Source organism: Vreelandella populi, from assembly GCF_003989825.1.
GTDB classification, from domain to species: domain Bacteria; phylum Pseudomonadota; class Gammaproteobacteria; order Pseudomonadales; family Halomonadaceae; genus Vreelandella; species Vreelandella populi.
The window spans coordinates 402,447-420,161 of sequence record NZ_RZHE01000006.1; the positions used below are offsets into that span (position 1 = coordinate 402,447).

Genomic DNA, 17,715 nt, shown 5'->3' on the forward strand with positions numbered 1-17,715 from the left:
CCTGAGCGTAGCTACCGATTAAAATCGAATTTAACCGCTTTAAAATTCGTCAATTAGCTTAAAGATTGCCTTGCATAGCTTTAACAATCGCTACCAACAATAGTAAAACTCATCTATTGCCAGCATCGGGCTTTGGCCCTCGTTGCTATCGTAAGCTAGGGTAGTTAAGGATGAAAAATGAAGGATTAACGTGCCAACAAGGAGTCAATGCACATGAGTGAACAGAAGCAGCCCCCCCAGCATCAGGAAAAGCAGCCGGGCGATGAACATGAAATGCGCCCCGAACCTGAGTTTATCCGCGATAGCTATAAAGGCGCCCAGAAGCTTTTAGATAAGGTCGCCATTATTACCGGCGGTGACAGCGGTATTGGTCGTGCCGTTGCGGTGCATTACGCTCGCGAAGGCGCTGATAGCGTTATTATCCACCTTAAAGAGGATAAAGATGCCGAAGATACCAAGGCGCTGGTAGAAGCCGAAGGCCGCCGCTGCTTGGTGCTAAAAGGTGATGTCGTCGAACCCGAGTTTTGCCGCGAGATAGTCCAGAAGACGCTGGATCACTTCGGTAAGCTCAATATAGTGGTTAACAATGCCGCCGAGCAGTACGACTGGAGTGATCTGACCGAAATCCCCGATGAACAGATAATGCGCACCTTCCAGACCAACATTTTCAGCCACTTTTATTTGACGAAAGCCGCGCTGCCGCATTTGCAAAAGGGCGATACGATTATCGAGACCTCCTCCATCAATGCCTTCAAAGGCAACGATACGCTGATTGATTACAGCGCCACAAAAGGAGCGATTCAAGGGTTTATGCGCTCAATGGCGATGTCGTTGATGGATCGCGGCATTCGCGTTAATGCTGTGGCCCCAGGCCCGGTTTGGACACCGCTGATTCCGGCAAGCTTTGACGATGAGAAAGTGGCCTCGTTTGGCGGCCAGGTGCCCATGAAGCGTGCTGGGCAACCCAGCGAAATGGGCCCCGCTTACGTGTATCTGGCAAGCGAAGAATCATCGTACATGACCGGGCAGACGCTGCACCTTAACGGTGGGGTTATTTTGAATACGTAATTGGTTATGGGGCGGCGCTGCCGCCCCTTTTTGTGCCCCGCCTTCTTCCTTACCCTTACCTCTCACTTTTCCCTCACCGTTACCCGGTCAGGTTTTTCACCAGCACTTTGGACTTACGTGCGTGGTTATAGGCTTCGCGTTTTAAGGGCGGTAAATCCTCAAAGCTTGCCGGGCGAAAGCCATGCTCCACAAACCAGTGGGCGGTGTGGGTGGTAAGTACAAAGATATCGGTCAGGCCGCGCTTGCGGGCGCGGCGTTCTAATGCGTCTACCAACCGCTCGCCCCGCTCTCCGCCCCGGTAATTACCGTGTACGGCCACGCAGGCAAGTTCAGCAATCGCAGTGTCCGGATAGAGGTGCAATGCCGCGCAGCCGATGACCATGCCGTCACGCTCGATCACCATATAGTCATCAATTTCATGCTCCAGGCGCTCGCGGGAGCGGGCCACCAGCATGCCACGGCGCTCCAGCGGCTCAAGCAGCTCCAGTAGCCCTGCAATATCATTCAGCTTGGCCGGGCGCAGCTGTTCATAGCGATGCTGGGTAATCATGGTGCCCACACCGTCACGAGTGAACAGTTCGCCCAGCAATGCATCGTGGTTACGCCATGAAAGCAAGTGCGTGCGGGCAACGCCCTCAAGGGCTGCATTGCAGGCCGCCTGCAGATGCCGGGCAAGCTCGCTGCCCGGCTGGGCACCTTCCAGACGAGGTTCGGCTTCGGCTGGCGTCAGCTGGCGCAAAAGCTCGCCTTCTTCATCCTCTAATCCTTCCGATTCACCCAGCAGTATCAGCTTGTCAGCTTTTAGCGCAACGGCGGCGTGCTGGGCGACTTCCGAGGCATTTAAGTCAAACACTTCGCCCGTGCTTGAGAACCCCAGCGGCGGCAGAAGCACCAAAGAGCCTTTATCCAACAGCCCCTCAATGGCGTTCGCCCGAACGCGACGCACTTCACCGCTGTGGTCAAAATCGACCCCTTCACGCACGCCCAATGGTTTGGCAGTGACCAGATTGCCGGAAATCACGCTGAGTTCAACACCATGCAGCGGCGTGCTGGGCAGGCCCAGCGATAACCGCGCCTCCAGCCACAGGCGCTGATGGGCGGCCACCTGTTCAACATGGGTCATGACCGCGTGGTCGGCCACCCAGTGGCCATTAATTCGTGTGGGTTCAACGTTGGCATTGATCAGGGCCTCTTGCACCTGAGGGCGCGTGCCGAATACCACCACCAGCCGTACGCCCAGGGTGTGCAGCAGCGCCAGGTCCTGCACCAACTGCTCCCCGCGGCCCGACGCCATGGCTTCGCCCTCGATTAAAATGACGAAGGTTCGCCCCCGGTGCGCGTTGATATAGGGGGACGCATTACGAAACCAGTCAACAAAAGGGAAGTGCTTGTCCAAGGCCGCTCTCCGGCAGCAGGTGAAAGAAGAAGTCAGGCATTTATAAAAACCGTGCGGGCTACTTTACCAGAGCATAAAAAACAGCGGCACCTTCAATCGCCATTTGCTATTGCAAATCTGCATGAAGGTGCCGCTGTCCGGTCAGGCTTTTAAGCCAACGTTTAAGCCCTGGCGTAGGTGAGTAGTTACCCAAACATGCCTTTGAACATGAAGAAGAACACGATAGCCAAGCCTGCGCCTGCGGGTAGCGTAATCAGCCAAGAGAGCACAATGGTGCCAATGACACGCAGGTTAAGGGCTGCCATACCGCGTGCCAGACCCACCCCCAATACAGCGCCTACCAGCGTATGAGTGGTGGAAATGGGTAGGCCAGTGCCGGAGGCAACGACCACCGTAGTGGCTGCGGCAAGCGTTGCGGCAAAGCCGCGGCTTGGGGTCAGCTCGGTAATCCCGGTTCCCACCGTGGCAATTACCTTGTGCCCATAAGTCACCAAACCAACCACGATACCGCCGCCGCCCAGTACCAGCACCCACCAGGGCACCAACGCTGCGCTATCAATCATGCCTTCACTGCGCACCACGCTGATAACCGCAGCAAGCGGGCCCACTGCGTTCGCCACATCGTTAGAACCATGGGCAAACGCCATGGCGCATGCAGTAAAGATCATCAGTACGCCAAACACGCGCTCTACATTGGCATAGCCAAAATGGTCGTTGGCATTTTGGACGTACTTGACACGCCGCTGCATGATCACGCCAAGGCCCATCAGCAGCACGCCAATCAGAATCGAGAGCAGCAGGCTTTGGCTGAAGGTCAGATGCAAACCAACGTGAGACAGCCCTTTGGTCAATGTCACCATGGCGACAATAAAGCCGACTAGGAATACATAGCCCGGCACATAACGCTTGGCGGCAGCAAACGGATCGTCGTTTTCGAAGATCAGATGGTGCACGGATTTGAACAGTACGAAACCGATGGTACCAGCCAACAGCGGCGACACGACCCAGCTTGAAGCGATCTGGCCGACTTTGCCCCAGGCCACGGCATCCACACCAAGACCGACGGCGGCAAACCCTACAATCGCCCCAACAATTGAGTGGGTCGTGGAAACCGGCCACCCGCGTGAAGAAGCCACCATCAGCCAAATACCGGCAGCCAAAAGGGCCGAAAGCATGCCGTAAACCAGATACTGCGGGTCTGCTTGGAGCAGGTTGGCGTCGATGATTCCGCCGCGGATAGTGGCGGTCACCTCTCCACCGGCAAGCCAGGCACCTAAAAACTCAAATATAACGGCAATAATGATGGCTTGCTTGATGGTGATCGCTTTGGACCCCACCGATGTTCCCATGGCGTTGGCAACGTCGTTCGCGCCAACGCCCCAGGCCATAAAAAAGCCAAACAAACAGGCCAGGATGATAAAAATCTCACCGTGCTGGGCAATAATCTGCATGGGGTTCCCTTAGCGTGCGGTCAAAATCTGCAGGCGGCTGCCCACGCGCTCAGCGCGGTCGGACACTTCACCCACCCATTCGATGATCTTGTAAAGAAACATGACATCGACCGGTGGTAACTGGCTTTCAAGCTGAAACAGCTGACGGCGAATCGCCACTTGCTGGGCATCGGCTTGATGTTCAAGGTTATGTAGTTCTCGGATCATGTTGTGGATAACATCGCAGACATGACGACCAAACCCGGACTCCAGAAGCTCCATGAGCTCTTCAAGCGCCTGGCGCGCCTGGGCGACACACGCCACACTGGTGATCATGTAATCGCGCATGGGGTCGGCAAGTTCATCCGGCACGCGCATTTTACGCCCCAGCATAATGCCGGTAATGTCGCGCACCTTGTTGGCAATTTTGTCTTGAACGCTAATCAAATCCAGCAGATCAGTCCGGGAAACCGGTAAGAACATGGTGTTGGGCAGGTTGAGCCGCAAATCCGTCTTCAGCACATCCGCCTCGTGCTCTAGACGGGTCACGTTTTCACGCAGCTCAGTTGCTTTGTCCCAGTCGCCAGCAAGGGATGCTTCAAAAAACGGCAACAACTGATCGGCACATTCATTGGCCTTGACGATGTGGGCCAGCAACGGCTGGAATGGCGAGCGGCCAAACATCGCAGAAAAAGGGTTGGAGGTAACCATAGAGCCTTTTAGCCTGTTTTCGGGGAGCCTGGAAATGGCGATGCCAGTATAAAGAGTGCGCTCGCCGCCGTCATGAAAAGTTCATATTGATATAAAAAATTTCACACAACCTTCATTACCTAAGGGTGGCTATTGTCATGAAAAATGCAACTCCTATTGAAGTAGAATTAAAACTTGCGCTGGCACCATCAAGTATTGAGGCGCTTGAATGCCACCCGCTGCTCGCGGCAAGGCCACCGTTAACCCAGACATTAGCCAATACTTACTTTGATACGCCCACTCATGCCTTGGCTAGCGTCCAGATCGCCCTACGCCTTCGCAAGGTGGATGGCCGCGTACTGCAAACGGTAAAAACCGCAGGCCAGGGCGGCGGCGGGCTATCCAGCCGCCAGGAGTGGGAGTGGCCTGTGACCCATGACGGGCTTGATCAGCAGGGCTTGGCCGCCCTGCCCCCTTTCCAGGGTGAGCTGGCCGAGCAGATAGCCTATCTAACGCCTACATTGCGAACCGACTTTACCCGGCGTAGCTGGCAACTTGACTGGCAAGGCAGTCATATTGAGCTGGCGTTGGATAAAGGCGAGATTGAAAGCGGCGCGTATACAACACCTATTTGCGAGGTAGAGCTTGAGCTGAAGAACGGCGCGCCGGAAGCCCTTTGGTCGCTGGCCATTGCGCTTGCCGAAAAAGTCCCGCTGCGCCCGTCGGATAGCAGCAAGGCCACCCGCGGGGGAGCACTACGTGCCCAGCAGTGGCCACTGCCGGACGCGCACTCACCCGCGCAGTGGCTGCACCGCGCCACACTCGCGCTGGATGCCTTTCACGACAGCCAGACACCGGACTATCTGCAAAGCACCCGCGATGCCTTGCAACAGCTGACAGAGCACCCGGCATTGCCTGATGACCTTAAGGAACTGGCGGGCGCCCTGCCTCAGGCGTTGGATGCCAACGGCCAGCCCAGCATCATTTATGGCGTTACGCTGTTAACGCTTTCCCATCGTTTAGCGCTGCAAAGCGCGCTAAGCTAACCTTGCTATTAAAAAAACATTAACACTGAACACGCGCTTACCTGCCTTGCATATCGCACGAGTAAGTGTTTTTCCACTTCGCTGGGACCGCCATGAGTTTTCATCTGACCCCTGCTGCTGAAGGGCTTCGTACGCAGCTTTTTCATATTATTTTTGAATCCGATACACCGGCTGCCAAGGGATTCGATATTGCACTGATTGCTATGATCCTGGGCAGTGTCGCAGTGATCTTGCTCGGTAGTGTTCAAGGTATTTCCCAGGAGTATGGCTGGCTTTTTTACTACTTGGAGTGGGCCTTTACAGTACTGTTTACTCTGGAGCTTGCGGTACGCATCTACTGTCTTGAGCGACCCTCACTCTACTTGAAAAGCTTTTACGGCGTAGTGGATATGATTGCCATTCTGCCTGCTTGGCTTGTGCTGCTGGTACCCGGTTTTCATGCGCTGGTGATTATTCGTATTCTGCGCGTGCTGCGTATTTTCCGCATCCTGCGCCTGATGGAGTTTGTGGGCGAAGGGCGCTTGCTGATTGATGCGCTAAAGCGCAGCGTCCACCAGGTGATGCTGTTTTTCTTCAGTATTTTAATGGTGGTGACCATGTTTGGGGCACTCATGTACACCATTGAGTCGCCGGAAACCGGATTCACCAGCATTCCCATGTCGATTTACTGGGCCGTAGTCAGCGTGACCACGGTAGGTTATGGCGATATCGTGCCAGGGACGCCGGTGGGCAAAGCGATCACCATGATTCTGATGCTGATTGGTTACTCAATTATTGCCGTGCCCACCGGGATTTTCTCCGCCCAGGTTATCCGCTCTATTCGCGAAGACCGTTATTCCGAAGAGGCGTGCCCCGGCTGTGGCCATGAACGTCACGAAAAGCGTGCCCGCTACTGCCTACGCTGTGGCACCTGGCTGGATGAAACGACGGAAGACCCGCGTAAAGCGAAGCAGGCAGCCTCATCAGACAAGCCCGACTAGCTGGTAAACGGTGTAATATCGCCGCGCCCTTCACGTACCACCTTGGGCGGAAGCTCACGTAAATCGATCACGCTGGTGGGGTCGAGATGACAGGCCCCGCCATCAATGATCAAGTCCAGGTGCGCACCGAAACGGTCTCGAATCTCTTCAGGGTCGCTCATGGGCAGCGCCTCGCCCTCCGGAATCAGCGTCACGCTCATCAACGGCTCGCCAAGTGCCTCAAGCAACGCATGGGTAATCCGGTGATCGGGTACGCGCACGCCAATCGAGCGGCGCTTGGGGTGCAAAAGCAGGCGCGGCACTTCCGTGGTGGCATCCAGAATGTAGGTATACGGCCCCGGCGTATGCGCTTTCAGCAACCGGAAAATGGCGTTATCCACCTTGGCGTAGGTGCCAATTTCAGATAGGTCGGAACATACCAGCGTAAAGTTATGCTTATCATCCAGCGAGCGCAGCCATTTAATCTTCTCGACGGCTTTTTTCTCGCCCAGATGACAGCCCAACGCATAGCCTGAGTCAGTGGGGTAAGCCACGACGCCACCCTTGCGAATAATCTCGATGGCCTGATCGATCAGGCGCTTTTGCGGATTCTCTGGATGAATCTGGAAATACTGGCTCATTGTCTGCTCCTGCCCGTGGGTGCGTTTCAGTCCATTGGAATGTTCACGTACTCATTCCATACGCTTACTCATACCATAGCTGACCCGGCGGCTAATGGCCCAGGCGGTGCATCACGCAGATGCAGAAGGCGGGGGTGCTGCCAGATGGGCGGCGCGGCCGTACGCGGCACCATACTCATGCTGCCGGGTGCTGCGTGGCTGCCGGGGAAGTGAAAATCGCTTCCCAGCGAAGCGTAAAGCCCGCGTTCAACCAGCTGGCGAGCCAGGTCTCGCGTGCTGTCCAGGTTTTGCTGCCCGCTGACCAGCTCAACGCCCTCGCCACCGGCGGCCTGAAAGGTATCCATTAAAAGCCCGCGCTTGCGCCGGGTTAGCCCGTAGCGCAAGGGGTGCGCGATCACCGCTACCCCACCGGAGGCCACTATCCACTCGACAACCTCGCTTATTTCCGGCCAGTGGGCTTTTACATCGCCTTTCTTGCCGCTGCCCAGGTAGCGCTTGAACGCCGTGGCCCAGTCAGCCACCAGGCCTTCGACTACCAGCGCACGGGCAAAATCAGGGCGGCCAAGCGGGCGGTCACTACCTGCCTGCTGACGGGCCTTTTCAAGAGCGTCTTCAAGGCCCAGCTTTTCCAGACGCTGGGCAATCACCTCGGCACGCTGAATACGCGCGTGCCGCTGACGCTCAAGCCCTTCGACCAGCGGGCCCTGCAGCCCGCCGGGCATGAGTGCCACCACGTGAATATTGATGCCCTGCCAACGGGTGGATAGCTCGCTGCCGGGCACCAGGCAAAGCCCTGCCTGCTTGGCGGCTTGGCCAGCCTCTTCAACGCCATCCATGGTGTCATGGTCAGTCAGCGCCATGTGGGTAAGGCCGCGCTCGGCGCATAGCGACACCAGATCAGAAGGCGTCATGGCGCCATCGGACGCCGTTGAGTGCATATGCAGATCAACCGGGTAGCGCTGGTCGGCATCAAACACCGCCGGAAGTAACGTTGGAAATAGAGGCATGGACATGACGCCGTGTAGCGAGTTTGTCAGAATAGGAGCGTCGTACACGAACAGTCATAATGCTGCGTGTGGGACAGTCTACAAATGCTCGCCATGGTGCGCGCTTATGCGGGTGCGGTCAATGCCGCGTAAGGCGCCTTATCGTATGCTTTTAAGGAGTTATCCCTATGCTCTACGCGATTATTAGTGAAGACGTAGCCAACAGTCTGGAGCGTCGCATGTCCGCCCGGCCAGCCCACTTGGCGCGTGTTGAAACGCTGCGCGATGAAGGCCGTCTGGTATTGGCAGGGCCCCACCCCGCTGTGGATACGGAAAACCCGGGTGACGCGGGCTTCACCGGCAGTTTGATTGTTGCTGAATTCGACAGTCTGGAAGCCGCCAAGAGCTGGGCAGATGCCGATCCATACATCATTGCAGGCGTCTATGCCAAGGTAATTGTTAAGCCGTTCAAGAAAGTTTTGCCTTGACCGAGAGGGGTGACTATGGAGGGTCGGCCGGCTTTTTCACAGAGCCTGTGGAAAACTCTGTGCAAACCCGGCGGACGCTTTGCGCTAAGCCAGAGATAGCGCCCCCGTTAACAGATTGTCTATTTTTTAACCACCTTCATCACCACGGGTATCCGCGTGACCAAGCGCCCTACTGCTTTGCCCCCATTAACGGCGTTAAGCGCGCCTTCACTCACCTGGAGCGACACTTCACCGCACTCCGATGCCTTTGATGACGTGTACTTTTCCCGTGAGGGTGGACTCGCCGAAACCGAGCACGTTTTCTTGAATACCAACCGCTTGCCCGAGCGGTTTGCCGCCTGGGAAAATACGCGGGCCTTTGTGATCGGTGAAACCGGCTTTGGTACGGGGCTTAATATGCTCTGCGCCTGGGCCTGCTTTGAACAGCACGCACCTGCCGGGGCACGGCTGCATCTGTTATCCACAGAAAAGTACCCGCTGGACCGGGCCTCTATTGAGCGGGCTCTGCGCGCCTGGCCTTCGCTTGCCGGTTATTCACAGGTACTGTGCGCGCAGTGGCCCGCCCCGGTTAGCGGGGTACACCGCCTGCACTTGAGCGATCGCGTTACGCTGGATCTGCATTACGGCGATACCACCGAGCGCTTGGCGCTTTTAGATGGTCAGGTCGATGCCTGGTTTCTGGACGGCTTTGCCCCCTCCAAAAACCCCCAGATGTGGCAGCCCGAGCTGTTTGAGGCCATGGCGGCGCGCTCTCGTCCAGGCGCCACCTTCGCTACGTTCACCTGTGCGGGAATCGTTAAACGGGGCTTGAAAGCGGCGGGCTTTGCCTGGAAAAAGGTGCCGGGTTGCGGGCGCAAGCGCGAAATACTCGCCGGTATGATTGAAACGCCGCCTGACGACACGCGCCGCGCATCAACGCCCTGGTTTACGCCGCCGGCCCCTCTTCCAACCCAGCATGTGGCGGTCATCGGTGCAGGCATTGCCGGTTGCTGCATGGCGGCGGCTCTTGCCAAGCGTGGCATCAAAGTCAGCGTAATTGAGCGTGACGCTCCCGGCGCGGGTGCTTCGGGCAATCGTCAGGGGGCACTTTATGTAAAGCTGGCGGCTGAAACCAACCTCCAGAGCCGGTTCTATCTTTCCGGCTTGCTGTACAGCCAGCGCTGGCTGAGTCAGCAACCTGCCGAGCTTTGGCAGTCCTGCGGCGTGGTACAGCTGGCGACAAGCGCGAAGGAAGCCAAGCGCCAGCAGCGCTTTAGCGAGCAGCATGCGTTACCCGAAAGCGTGGTTGCCCCGCTGACCTGCGGCTTGAGTGAAACGGCCGGGGTCGCCATTGATGCCGAGCACGGCCTCTTTTATCCACAAGCGGGCTGGGTGCGTCCTAAGGCGCTTTGTAAGCACTTACTGGGCAAGCCAAACATTACCCTTGAGCAGGGCAACGTGACACGCCTTGATCGTGAAAACAGTGCCTGGCAGCTGCAGCTGGAGGATGGTCGTACGATAAAAGCCGACCAAGTGGTGATTGCGAGCGCTCACTACGCCAACGAGTTTGCCCAGACGGCAAACCTGCCGCTGCAGCAGGTGCGGGGTCAGGTAAGTGAAATGACGCTGCCAGATACTATTGAAGGCCCCAAGCGGGTGGTATGTGCCGGTGGCTATGTGTCGCCAGCGATTGAAGGCGTGCTTACTTTTGGAGCAAGCTTTGTACCCAATAATGCCAATACCGATGTAACGGCGGAGGATCATCAGCGCAATGTGGATGAACTGCGTCAAACACTCCCCGCGCTGGTGGCAGCGTTTGAAGAGGCAGGCACGCCCCTGACACCCCAAACGTTAGAAGGCCGTGCGGCCGTGCGCGCGGCAAGCCCAGATAAAACGCCCTATGCAGGGCCAGTGCCTAACACACCTGCCTGGCAGTCGGCTTATGCGCTGCTCAGCAAGGATGCCTCAAAGGTACCGGATATACCCGGCGTGCATTACTTAGGGCTTTGGATATCCACCGCACACGGCTCTCGCGGGCTTTCAAGCGCCCCGCTGTGCGCCGAGCTGATTGCCTCAAGGCTGTGTGACGACCCCATGCCGCTGGAAGCGCCGCTGGTTGATCACCTTCATCCGGGGCGGCGTATTATCAGCGCCATCGTTCGCGCTCAGTAGTCGCCCTCTTCCTCATCATCAGCCAGGTCCCGACCGAAGGAACGCCACTGGGCAAGGGTCATTACTTCGGTCATTTCAAGCTTGAGATCGTGAGCGATGATCAGCTCGCTACGTGCCAGCTGCTTTTTAAGTTCTTCCACCCATCCGGCCATGCCCTCGCCGGTATCGGTGGTGTCATACCCCTGACGGGTAACAAACGCCTCCAGCAGCGCATTAAGCGTTTCCGGGGGCAGCATGCGGGCAGGCACTTCGATAAAACGACTCATTGGCTTTGCTCCCACTGGGTCAAGCGCTCAATAAAGGTCGCTTCATCCACCACCTCGACCCCTAGCTGTTCGGCCTTGGTCAACTTGCTGCCGGCGGCTTCACCAGCCACCAGGGCCGTAGTCTTTTTCGAAACGCTGCCCGCCACCTTGGCGCCCAACGCCTGCAGCCGGGCCTTGCCTTCATCCCGCGTCATGCTTTCCATGGCGCCGGTAAGCACCCAGGTTTGGCCCTCAAGCGGCGTGGGGCCTTGCGTCACTTCCGCCTCTTCCCAGGTCACGCCGGCCTTGATTAGATCGGCAATGGTGTCTTGGTTATGCGGCTGCTGGAAAAACGTGTGTACGTGGGCGGCAACAATCGGGCCCACATCATTGACCGCCTCGAGCGCGCTCTGTTCGGCCGCCTGAAGCGCCTGCAGCGTGCCAAAGTGGCGGGCTAAATTGGCGGCCGTGGCTTCGCCTACCTCACGAATGCCCAGTGCATAGATAAACCGGGCAAGAGTAGTGTGCTTGGCAGCCTCAAGAGCATTAACCAGGTTGACCGAGGACTTCTCGCCCATGCGTGGTAGTTCCTGCAGCTGCGCGACGCTCAGACCAAAAAGGTCAGCCGGGGTTTTTACCCAGTCAAGCTCAACCAGTTGATCGATAAGCTTGACGCCCAGGCCATCCACATCCAGCGCCTTGCGGCTGGCAAAGTGCTTGAGTGCCTCTTTACGCTGGGCGGGACAAAAAAGCCCGCCTGAGCAGCGCGCTACCGCTTCGCCCTCGATGCGTTCAATATCCGAGCTGCACACCGGGCAGTGCTCGGGAAACACGATCGCTCGGGCGTCCGCCGGGCGTTTTTCCTTGTCCACCCGCACCACCTGGGGAATCACATCGCCTGCGCGACGGATCGCAACCGTATCGCCAATCATCACGCCGAGGCGGGTAATTTCATCGGCGTTGTGCAGCGTAGCGTTGGAAACCGTCACGCCCGCCACCGAGACGGGCTCAAGCCGGGCAACCGGCGTAATCGCCCCCGTGCGGCCTACCTGGAACTCGACATCGTTAAGCGTGGTGACTTCTTCCTGGGCGGGGTACTTGAACGCCGTGGCCCAGCGCGGGGCGCGGGCAACAAACCCCAGCTCACGCTGGTAGCGCAGCGCATTCACCTTGATGACCACACCGTCGATATCGTAGCCCAACTGATCACGCTTCTCGCCCAGTTGCTCACAATATTCAGCAACCGCCTGAGGGCCGGTTAACACTTTTAACTCCGCGCTTGAGCGAAAGCCTAGTTTGATCAGCCTGGCCATCAGTTCGCTGTGCGTGATGTCGTTCATGTCGGGTTCGAGGCGGGCAGCCTGATAGGCGTGAAACTCCAGCGGGCGGGTGGCGGTCACTTTAGGGTCCAACTGGCGAAGGCTACCCGCCGCGGCGTTACGCGGGTTGGCAAATACCTTGCTGCCCTCTTCCCGAGCGCGCTCGTTAAGCGCTTCAAAACCTTTATGGCGCATGATGACTTCACCACGCACTTCCAAAAGCTCAGGGATATCCTTGCCCATCAGCTTTAAAGGCACCGAGCGCAGCGTGCGCAGGTTAGAGGTAATGCCCTCACCGGTGCGCCCATCACCTCGGGTGGCCCCGCTTATCAGCACCCCCTGCTCGTACACCAACGATACCGCCGCGCCATCAAGCTTAGGCTCACAGGTAAACTCCACCTCATCCGCCGCGCATTCTAGGCGCTCGGCGACGCGCTCGGCAAAAGCCGTAATGTCCTCGCGGCTGAACGCGTTATCCAGTGAGAGCATGGGGATGGCGTGGGCCACCGAGGGAAAGCCATCAGCGGGGGCAGCACCCACTCGCTGGGTAGGCGAATCAGGCGAAACAAGCGAGGGCGTTTCGGCTTCCAGCTGCTTCAGGCGCTGCAATCTACGGTCGTAGTCGGCGTCTGATAATGTCGGCTCATCCAATACGTAGTAACGGTAGTTGGCTTCATCAAGCTCGGCGCGCAGCTGGGCAACCTCTTCCAGCAGTTTGGGGTCAGGCTGACTCATTAACGTTGGTTCCATCGTACAGGCTAAAAGCGATAACAAAAAAGGGCGTCTTTGAACAAAAACACCCGCCCTCTGCAAGAAGGCGGGTGTTTGACCGCAAGCGCTATTTAGTGCGCGTGCATATGGCGATGCAAACGGTGGCGACGTTCGAAATCGCGCACTCGCTGGCGGGCAAACTCAATGGTTTGAGCCGTCATGACGCTGCGGTGTTCATCTTTAAGCTCGCCACCCATATGGCGCACGACCACCATGGCCGTTTCCACCATAGCTTCAAAGGCCGCGGAGCAATCCACCGCTCCTGGTAATGGCATCAGGAAGGTAACACCTGGCGTTACAAATTCGCCCATCTCTTCAATGGGGAAGGTGCCAGGCTTGACCACATTGATCATCGAGAACTGCAACTCGCTGTCTGCACTCTCGGTTTCAAAGCGGTGGAAAACTCCCATCGGACGACTATAGCGCAACCCACAGGCCATGATCAGGTCGAGCAGTTTACTACCGTCAAAGCCTTCTGGGTCCCGGGAAAGCACACTGATAACGATAACTTCATCAGCGTTGGAAAGGGTTTCCTTGGCATGTTCACCGGACACATCGTGACGCAGCGCCTTTTCAAGCGTTGGGTGAGCACGTACTACCGAATCCCGCGAGCTGCTGACAGATGCTTCATCGTAGTAGGCACCCTCGGCATAAGCTTCGTCGACATACGGATCATCCGCGTAGGCAGGCTCATCATAGCGATACTCAGGCTGAGCAGGTACGTCACGTGCTGCAGCTGCGCGTTGGGCTTCGGCAGCAAGAGCAGCGGCTTCGCGAGCTTCTGCCTGCTCTTGAGCCAGGCGGGCCTTTTCTGCTTCGGCGGCTTCTTTCGCTTCCCGGCGCTGCTCGGCTTCAAGCGCCTTGCGCTCGGCTTTTAGCTTGGCCTGCGCTTCGGCGCGCTGGGCTTTCTCAGCTTTTTTACGTGCTTTCTCTTTACGCCGAACAATCAGGCGACGTTTCAACGAGCGCCCCATGCCTTCAAAGTCAACCAGTCGATATTCATCTACTGCATCATCATCCAGCTCATCATAATCACCTGCCGTATCTTCACGAAGCTGGCGACGCTTGGGTGAATCCTGCTTGGCAAATACCGCATCCTCCGGCTCGGCACGCAGTACAGGCTCATCTTCCTTACGGGTAGCGACAGCCTCAACGTGACTCTCCTTATGCACCGCCGCAGACGCGTCATCGGCAGAGGATAGGGAGATGGACGGCTCAACAATAGCCTGTTCACTTTGGGCGGTAGCTTGAGGTGCTGTACTTGCTTGCTCGACAGGCGGCTGCTCAATACTTGCTTGCTCAACGCCTGGCTGTTCTATGCTGGACTGCTGCACACTGGCTTGGGAGGCGGCGGGTATTGATGCCGCGGCGGGCGCTTTAACCTCAGGGGTACTAGCGGGTTTATCAGCGAGAGAGAAGCTTGGCTCGCGACGCTCTTGCTCAACCATAGGAGTCGGCTTGACGTCAGGCTTGGAAGTAGCTGTCGTTGACGCATAAGCCGGGGCATCCTGTTGGTGTTGTGACTGGGCAACGGGTGCCTGTTCAACAGGTGCTTTACGTTTTGGCGCGGCCTTGGCAAAAGTACGCCGAAATTCAGATAGCACGCGAGAAGCTCCCGGATGCTCTTGGCGCTCCAGCTTGGGCTTTTTACCCAGCCCGCTGTAGTCGGCAGGCTTCACGACCCGCGCGCCGCCGTTAGGCAGCTCCCAATTGATTTCTGCTTCTTTAGCCTCATCATCAAGTTCGGTGAGCTTCGCTTCGGGAAGATCTTTAACCGCTTGGTCCAGACGAGGTACACGTCGCTGACGCTGAAGTCGTCGAACACCGTCAACTACGATGAGCGATACCAGCGCCAGACCTAAAATGATTAACCACTCTCTTAGTTCCATGTCGAACATTCCATGGGTCGTCTTACCGGTTGCCAAGGCACCATGCCTGAAGATGGGAACCTTCCAGGTGATAATTCATTATCACCAAACATAGCGCGGTTGCTATAAAAAGGCCTTTTTTCGCCATTTTTCAGGTTATGGCCGATTTTCTAACGATTTAAAAGCAGTTTTTCGACTCTAACTGTCGATAATAGTGCCGTACATTTTCGCTTTAATACTGATAAGAGCAATTATTTTTACACTTAACATGTTTACTTAAACATTTAACAAGTTCCAGCTTAAAGCTGGAACGATCAATACTGTATATAACACCAGCGACTATTTAATAAGGTTTAACACTAAGCCTGTACCATAGCACTAACAACGATTTTATAATGGTCAATATAGATAAGTTGAGCCTTTTTACACATTTTTTTGTTAATATGATTCTCTTTGTTAAGTCTTGTATCATTTTTGTAACTATCGACTAACAAGCTTTTTCCAAAAGCTATCCGCAAAGGCACTCACCAGTATCCGTGGCCGCGTTAAATGAATTTCTAACGGTATGTCCCACTGTTCGCTTAATCCACGCACTAGCCTCCCCTCAGCAATTTCTTGTTCTGCCAGACTTTTAGGAATCCAGGCAAGGCCCTTGTTTTCAAGTGCCATGGACATCAGCACGGCCGCCAAATGGCTGTTAAAGCGGGGTGTCAGTTGGGTAGACGCCGCATTTTCGCGAAGCCAGTGGCTGACGACACGGCCCAACCCTGATGCATCGGTATAGGCAAGATACGGCAGCGCTTCCACCGTTTGGGTCCCGGCTAGCTCGCAACCCACCAAAGGGATCAACGTGTCCTCACCTATTTTGAGGCTTTCAAACTGCTCCGGCGAGAGCTTGGTCGGGACTGCTACATGGCGGTGACTGAGAAGAAACTGGCTATCGCCATGCAGCAGCAATTGCTCGCAGGCGGCCATGGTATCTGAATGAAGCCGCACGGCCTCCATAGGCGCGCCCTGCTCCAACGTGCGTACCCAACGGGGAAAAAACGTGAAGGAAAGCGAATGGGTAGCGGCAAATTGAAGGGTCTTGGCTACCTTACCGTCAATTTCCTGCGCCTCAGCACGCAGCCGATAAAGCCGCCCTACCGCCTCCACGGCGCTGGCCTGAATATGCTTACCAGCCTCGGTCAGGACAGTGCCCTGCGGCGTACGAAGGAAAAGGCTCACGCCCATCCACTGTTCAAGCGCACGAATGCGCCGACTAAACGCGGGCTGAGTAATGTGCCGGGCGGCAGCGGCGCGAACAAAACTGCCGTGTTCGGCAAGCGCGGTAAAGTCTTCAAGCCAGACGAGTTCCATAGGGCAATGCCGTTTCTGCATGGGAAGGCAAAGTAATAGCATTGGGCAACGGCGGTTGTCACGCTTAGGGTAAGTGCTTACCTACTCAAAGAGCTTACCCAGCCAAGGAGCCTGCCGTGCGCATTGTCGAGATTCGCGAGAAAACCGTTTCCATCGCCTCCCCCATTGCCAACGCCTATATCGATTTTTCCAAGATGACCTGTTCGGTGGTCGCCGTAGTCACGGACGTGATCCGCGACGGCAAGCCGGTGATTGGTTACGGGTTCAACTCCAATGGCCGCTACGGCCAGGGCGCACTGATGCGCGACCGCTTTCTGGACCGTATCAGTGAGGCAGCCCCGGATAGCCTAATAGATCAAGACCGAGACAACCTGGACCCGTTCGCCATCTGGGATACCCTGATGAAAAACGAGAAGCCCGGCGGCCACGGCGAGCGCTCGGTGGCGGTAGGCACCATCGACATGGCGGTGTGGGATGCGGTGGCCAAGATTGAAGGCAAGCCGCTCTATCGGTTGCTGGCCGAGCGCTACCGTAATGGTCAGGCTGATGACAAAGTGTGGGTCTATGCCGCTGGCGGCTACTACTATCCCGGCAAGGATCACACCAAGCTGCAGGATGAGATGAAGAGCTATCTGGATCGTGGCTATAGCGTGGTGAAAATGAAGATCGGCGCGGCCCCGCTTGATGAAGATCTTCGCCGGATAGAAGCTGTGCTTAAGGTGGTAGGTGATGGCAGCCGCCTGGCAGTAGATGCCAACGGGCGCTTTGATCTGCAAACCGCGATTGCCTACGCCGAAGCGCTCAAGCCCTATAAACTTTTCTGGTACGAGGAGGCTGGCGACCCGTTGGATTACGCGCTTCAAGCGGAACTTGCCAACCACTATGATCTGCCCATGGCCACTGGGGAAAACCTGTTTTCCCATCAGGATGCCCGCAACCTTTTACGCCACGGCGGTATGCGCGCCGACCGGGATTTCGTGCAGTTCGACTGCGCGCTCTCCTACGGCTTGGTGGAATACATGCGCACGCTCAAGGTAATGGATGAGATGGGCTGGTCGTCGCGCCGCGTGGTGCCTCACGGAGGCCATCAGATGTCGCTCAACATTGCCGCCGGCCTGCACCTGGGCGGCAATGAGTCCTACCCGGATGTCTTCCAGCCGTTTGGCGGTTTTGCCGACGGCATTCAGGTTGAAAATGGCTACGTCGGCCTGCCGGACATTCCCGGCGTGGGCTTTGAAGCCAAATCCAAGCTGTATGCAGTGATGCGCGAGCTGGGCGAAAGTTAGGCCACTTGACTT

15 protein-coding genes are annotated in these 17,715 nt (G+C 56.7%); 6 read left to right on the forward strand and 9 right to left on the reverse strand.

Going from position 1 to position 17,715, the window contains the following annotated elements:
* Positions 1–213 precede the first annotated feature (213 nt).
* Positions 214–1,068, forward strand: a complete 855-nt coding sequence (locus ELY25_RS06855) for an SDR family oxidoreductase (RefSeq protein WP_126950533.1) — start codon at positions 214–216, stop codon at positions 1,066–1,068.
* A gap of 79 nt (positions 1,069–1,147) precedes the next feature.
* On the opposite strand, the gene argA is transcribed toward ELY25_RS06855, so the two are convergent.
* From argA to ELY25_RS06870, 3 genes are all read right to left on the reverse strand, one after another.
* Positions 1,148–2,464 (reverse strand): amino-acid N-acetyltransferase, encoded by a 1,317-nt coding sequence (gene argA, locus ELY25_RS06860; protein WP_126950534.1) that lies wholly within the window; start codon positions 2,462–2,464, stop codon positions 1,148–1,150.
* Positions 2,465–2,649: 185 nt separating this feature from the next.
* Positions 2,650–3,915, reverse strand: a complete 1,266-nt coding sequence (locus ELY25_RS06865; protein WP_126950535.1) for an inorganic phosphate transporter — start codon at positions 3,913–3,915, stop codon at positions 2,650–2,652.
* A 9-nt stretch (positions 3,916–3,924) separates the two neighbouring features.
* Positions 3,925–4,605: a TIGR00153 family protein gene (locus ELY25_RS06870; RefSeq protein ID WP_126950536.1), complete on the reverse strand. Its 681-nt coding sequence runs from the start codon at positions 4,603–4,605 to the stop codon at positions 3,925–3,927.
* 137 nt (positions 4,606–4,742) lie between these two features.
* Here ELY25_RS06870 and ELY25_RS06875 point away from each other — a divergent pair, with 137 nt between their 5' ends.
* Complete coding sequence (locus tag ELY25_RS06875; protein ID WP_126950537.1) at positions 4,743–5,630, forward strand: CYTH domain-containing protein; 888 nt, start codon at positions 4,743–4,745, stop codon at positions 5,628–5,630.
* A gap of 92 nt (positions 5,631–5,722) precedes the next feature.
* Positions 5,723–6,610, forward strand: a complete 888-nt coding sequence (locus ELY25_RS06880) for an ion transporter (protein ID WP_126950538.1) — start codon at positions 5,723–5,725, stop codon at positions 6,608–6,610.
* Here the strand turns inward: ELY25_RS06880 and ELY25_RS06885 are convergent.
* Positions 6,607–7,230 (reverse strand): L-threonylcarbamoyladenylate synthase, encoded by a 624-nt coding sequence (locus ELY25_RS06885; protein ID WP_126950539.1) that lies wholly within the window; start codon positions 7,228–7,230, stop codon positions 6,607–6,609. The two genes, ELY25_RS06880 and ELY25_RS06885, sit on opposite strands and share 4 nt — an antisense overlap.
* 68 nt (positions 7,231–7,298) lie before the next feature.
* The gene (locus tag ELY25_RS06890; protein WP_126950540.1) at positions 7,299–8,237 is read right to left on the reverse strand and encodes a PHP domain-containing protein; all 939 of its coding nucleotides are present in this window, start codon (positions 8,235–8,237) and stop codon (positions 7,299–7,301) included.
* A 167-nt stretch (positions 8,238–8,404) separates the two neighbouring features.
* Between ELY25_RS06890 and ELY25_RS06895 the strand changes: the two genes are divergently transcribed.
* Together ELY25_RS06895 and mnmC are read left to right on the forward strand one after the other, a co-directional pair.
* Positions 8,405–8,704 (forward strand): YciI family protein, encoded by a 300-nt coding sequence (locus ELY25_RS06895; RefSeq protein ID WP_126950541.1) that lies wholly within the window; start codon positions 8,405–8,407, stop codon positions 8,702–8,704.
* A 156-nt stretch (positions 8,705–8,860) separates the two neighbouring features.
* Positions 8,861–10,855, forward strand: coding sequence for a bifunctional tRNA (5-methylaminomethyl-2-thiouridine)(34)-methyltransferase MnmC2/FAD-dependent 5-carboxymethylaminomethyl-2-thiouridine(34) oxidoreductase MnmC1 (mnmC, locus tag ELY25_RS06900; protein ID WP_126950542.1), 1,995 nt, complete (start codon positions 8,861–8,863; stop codon positions 10,853–10,855).
* Here the strand turns inward: mnmC and ELY25_RS06905 are convergent.
* The 4 genes from ELY25_RS06905 to ELY25_RS06920 form a co-directional block, all read right to left on the reverse strand.
* A complete protein-coding gene (locus ELY25_RS06905) occupies positions 10,849–11,121 on the reverse strand; it encodes a YheU family protein (protein WP_126950543.1) in 273 nt (90 codons plus the stop codon). The genes mnmC and ELY25_RS06905 overlap by 7 nt on opposite strands.
* Entirely contained in the window at positions 11,118–13,154 is a 2,037-nt protein-coding gene (gene ligA, locus ELY25_RS06910) for an NAD-dependent DNA ligase LigA (protein ID WP_126950544.1), read from the reverse strand. Before ligA ends, ELY25_RS06905 begins: the two co-directional genes overlap by 4 nt.
* Positions 13,155–13,261: 107 nt before the next feature.
* Positions 13,262–15,079, reverse strand: a complete 1,818-nt coding sequence (gene zipA / locus ELY25_RS06915; protein WP_126950545.1) for a cell division protein ZipA — start codon at positions 15,077–15,079, stop codon at positions 13,262–13,264.
* 459 nt (positions 15,080–15,538) lie between these two features.
* Positions 15,539–16,417: a LysR family transcriptional regulator gene (locus tag ELY25_RS06920; protein WP_126950546.1), complete on the reverse strand. Its 879-nt coding sequence runs from the start codon at positions 16,415–16,417 to the stop codon at positions 15,539–15,541.
* A 116-nt stretch (positions 16,418–16,533) separates the two neighbouring features.
* Here ELY25_RS06920 and ELY25_RS06925 point away from each other — a divergent pair, with 116 nt between their 5' ends.
* Positions 16,534–17,703, forward strand: a complete 1,170-nt coding sequence (locus ELY25_RS06925; RefSeq protein ID WP_126950547.1) for a mandelate racemase/muconate lactonizing enzyme family protein — start codon at positions 16,534–16,536, stop codon at positions 17,701–17,703.
* Positions 17,704–17,715: the final 12 nt, after the last annotated feature.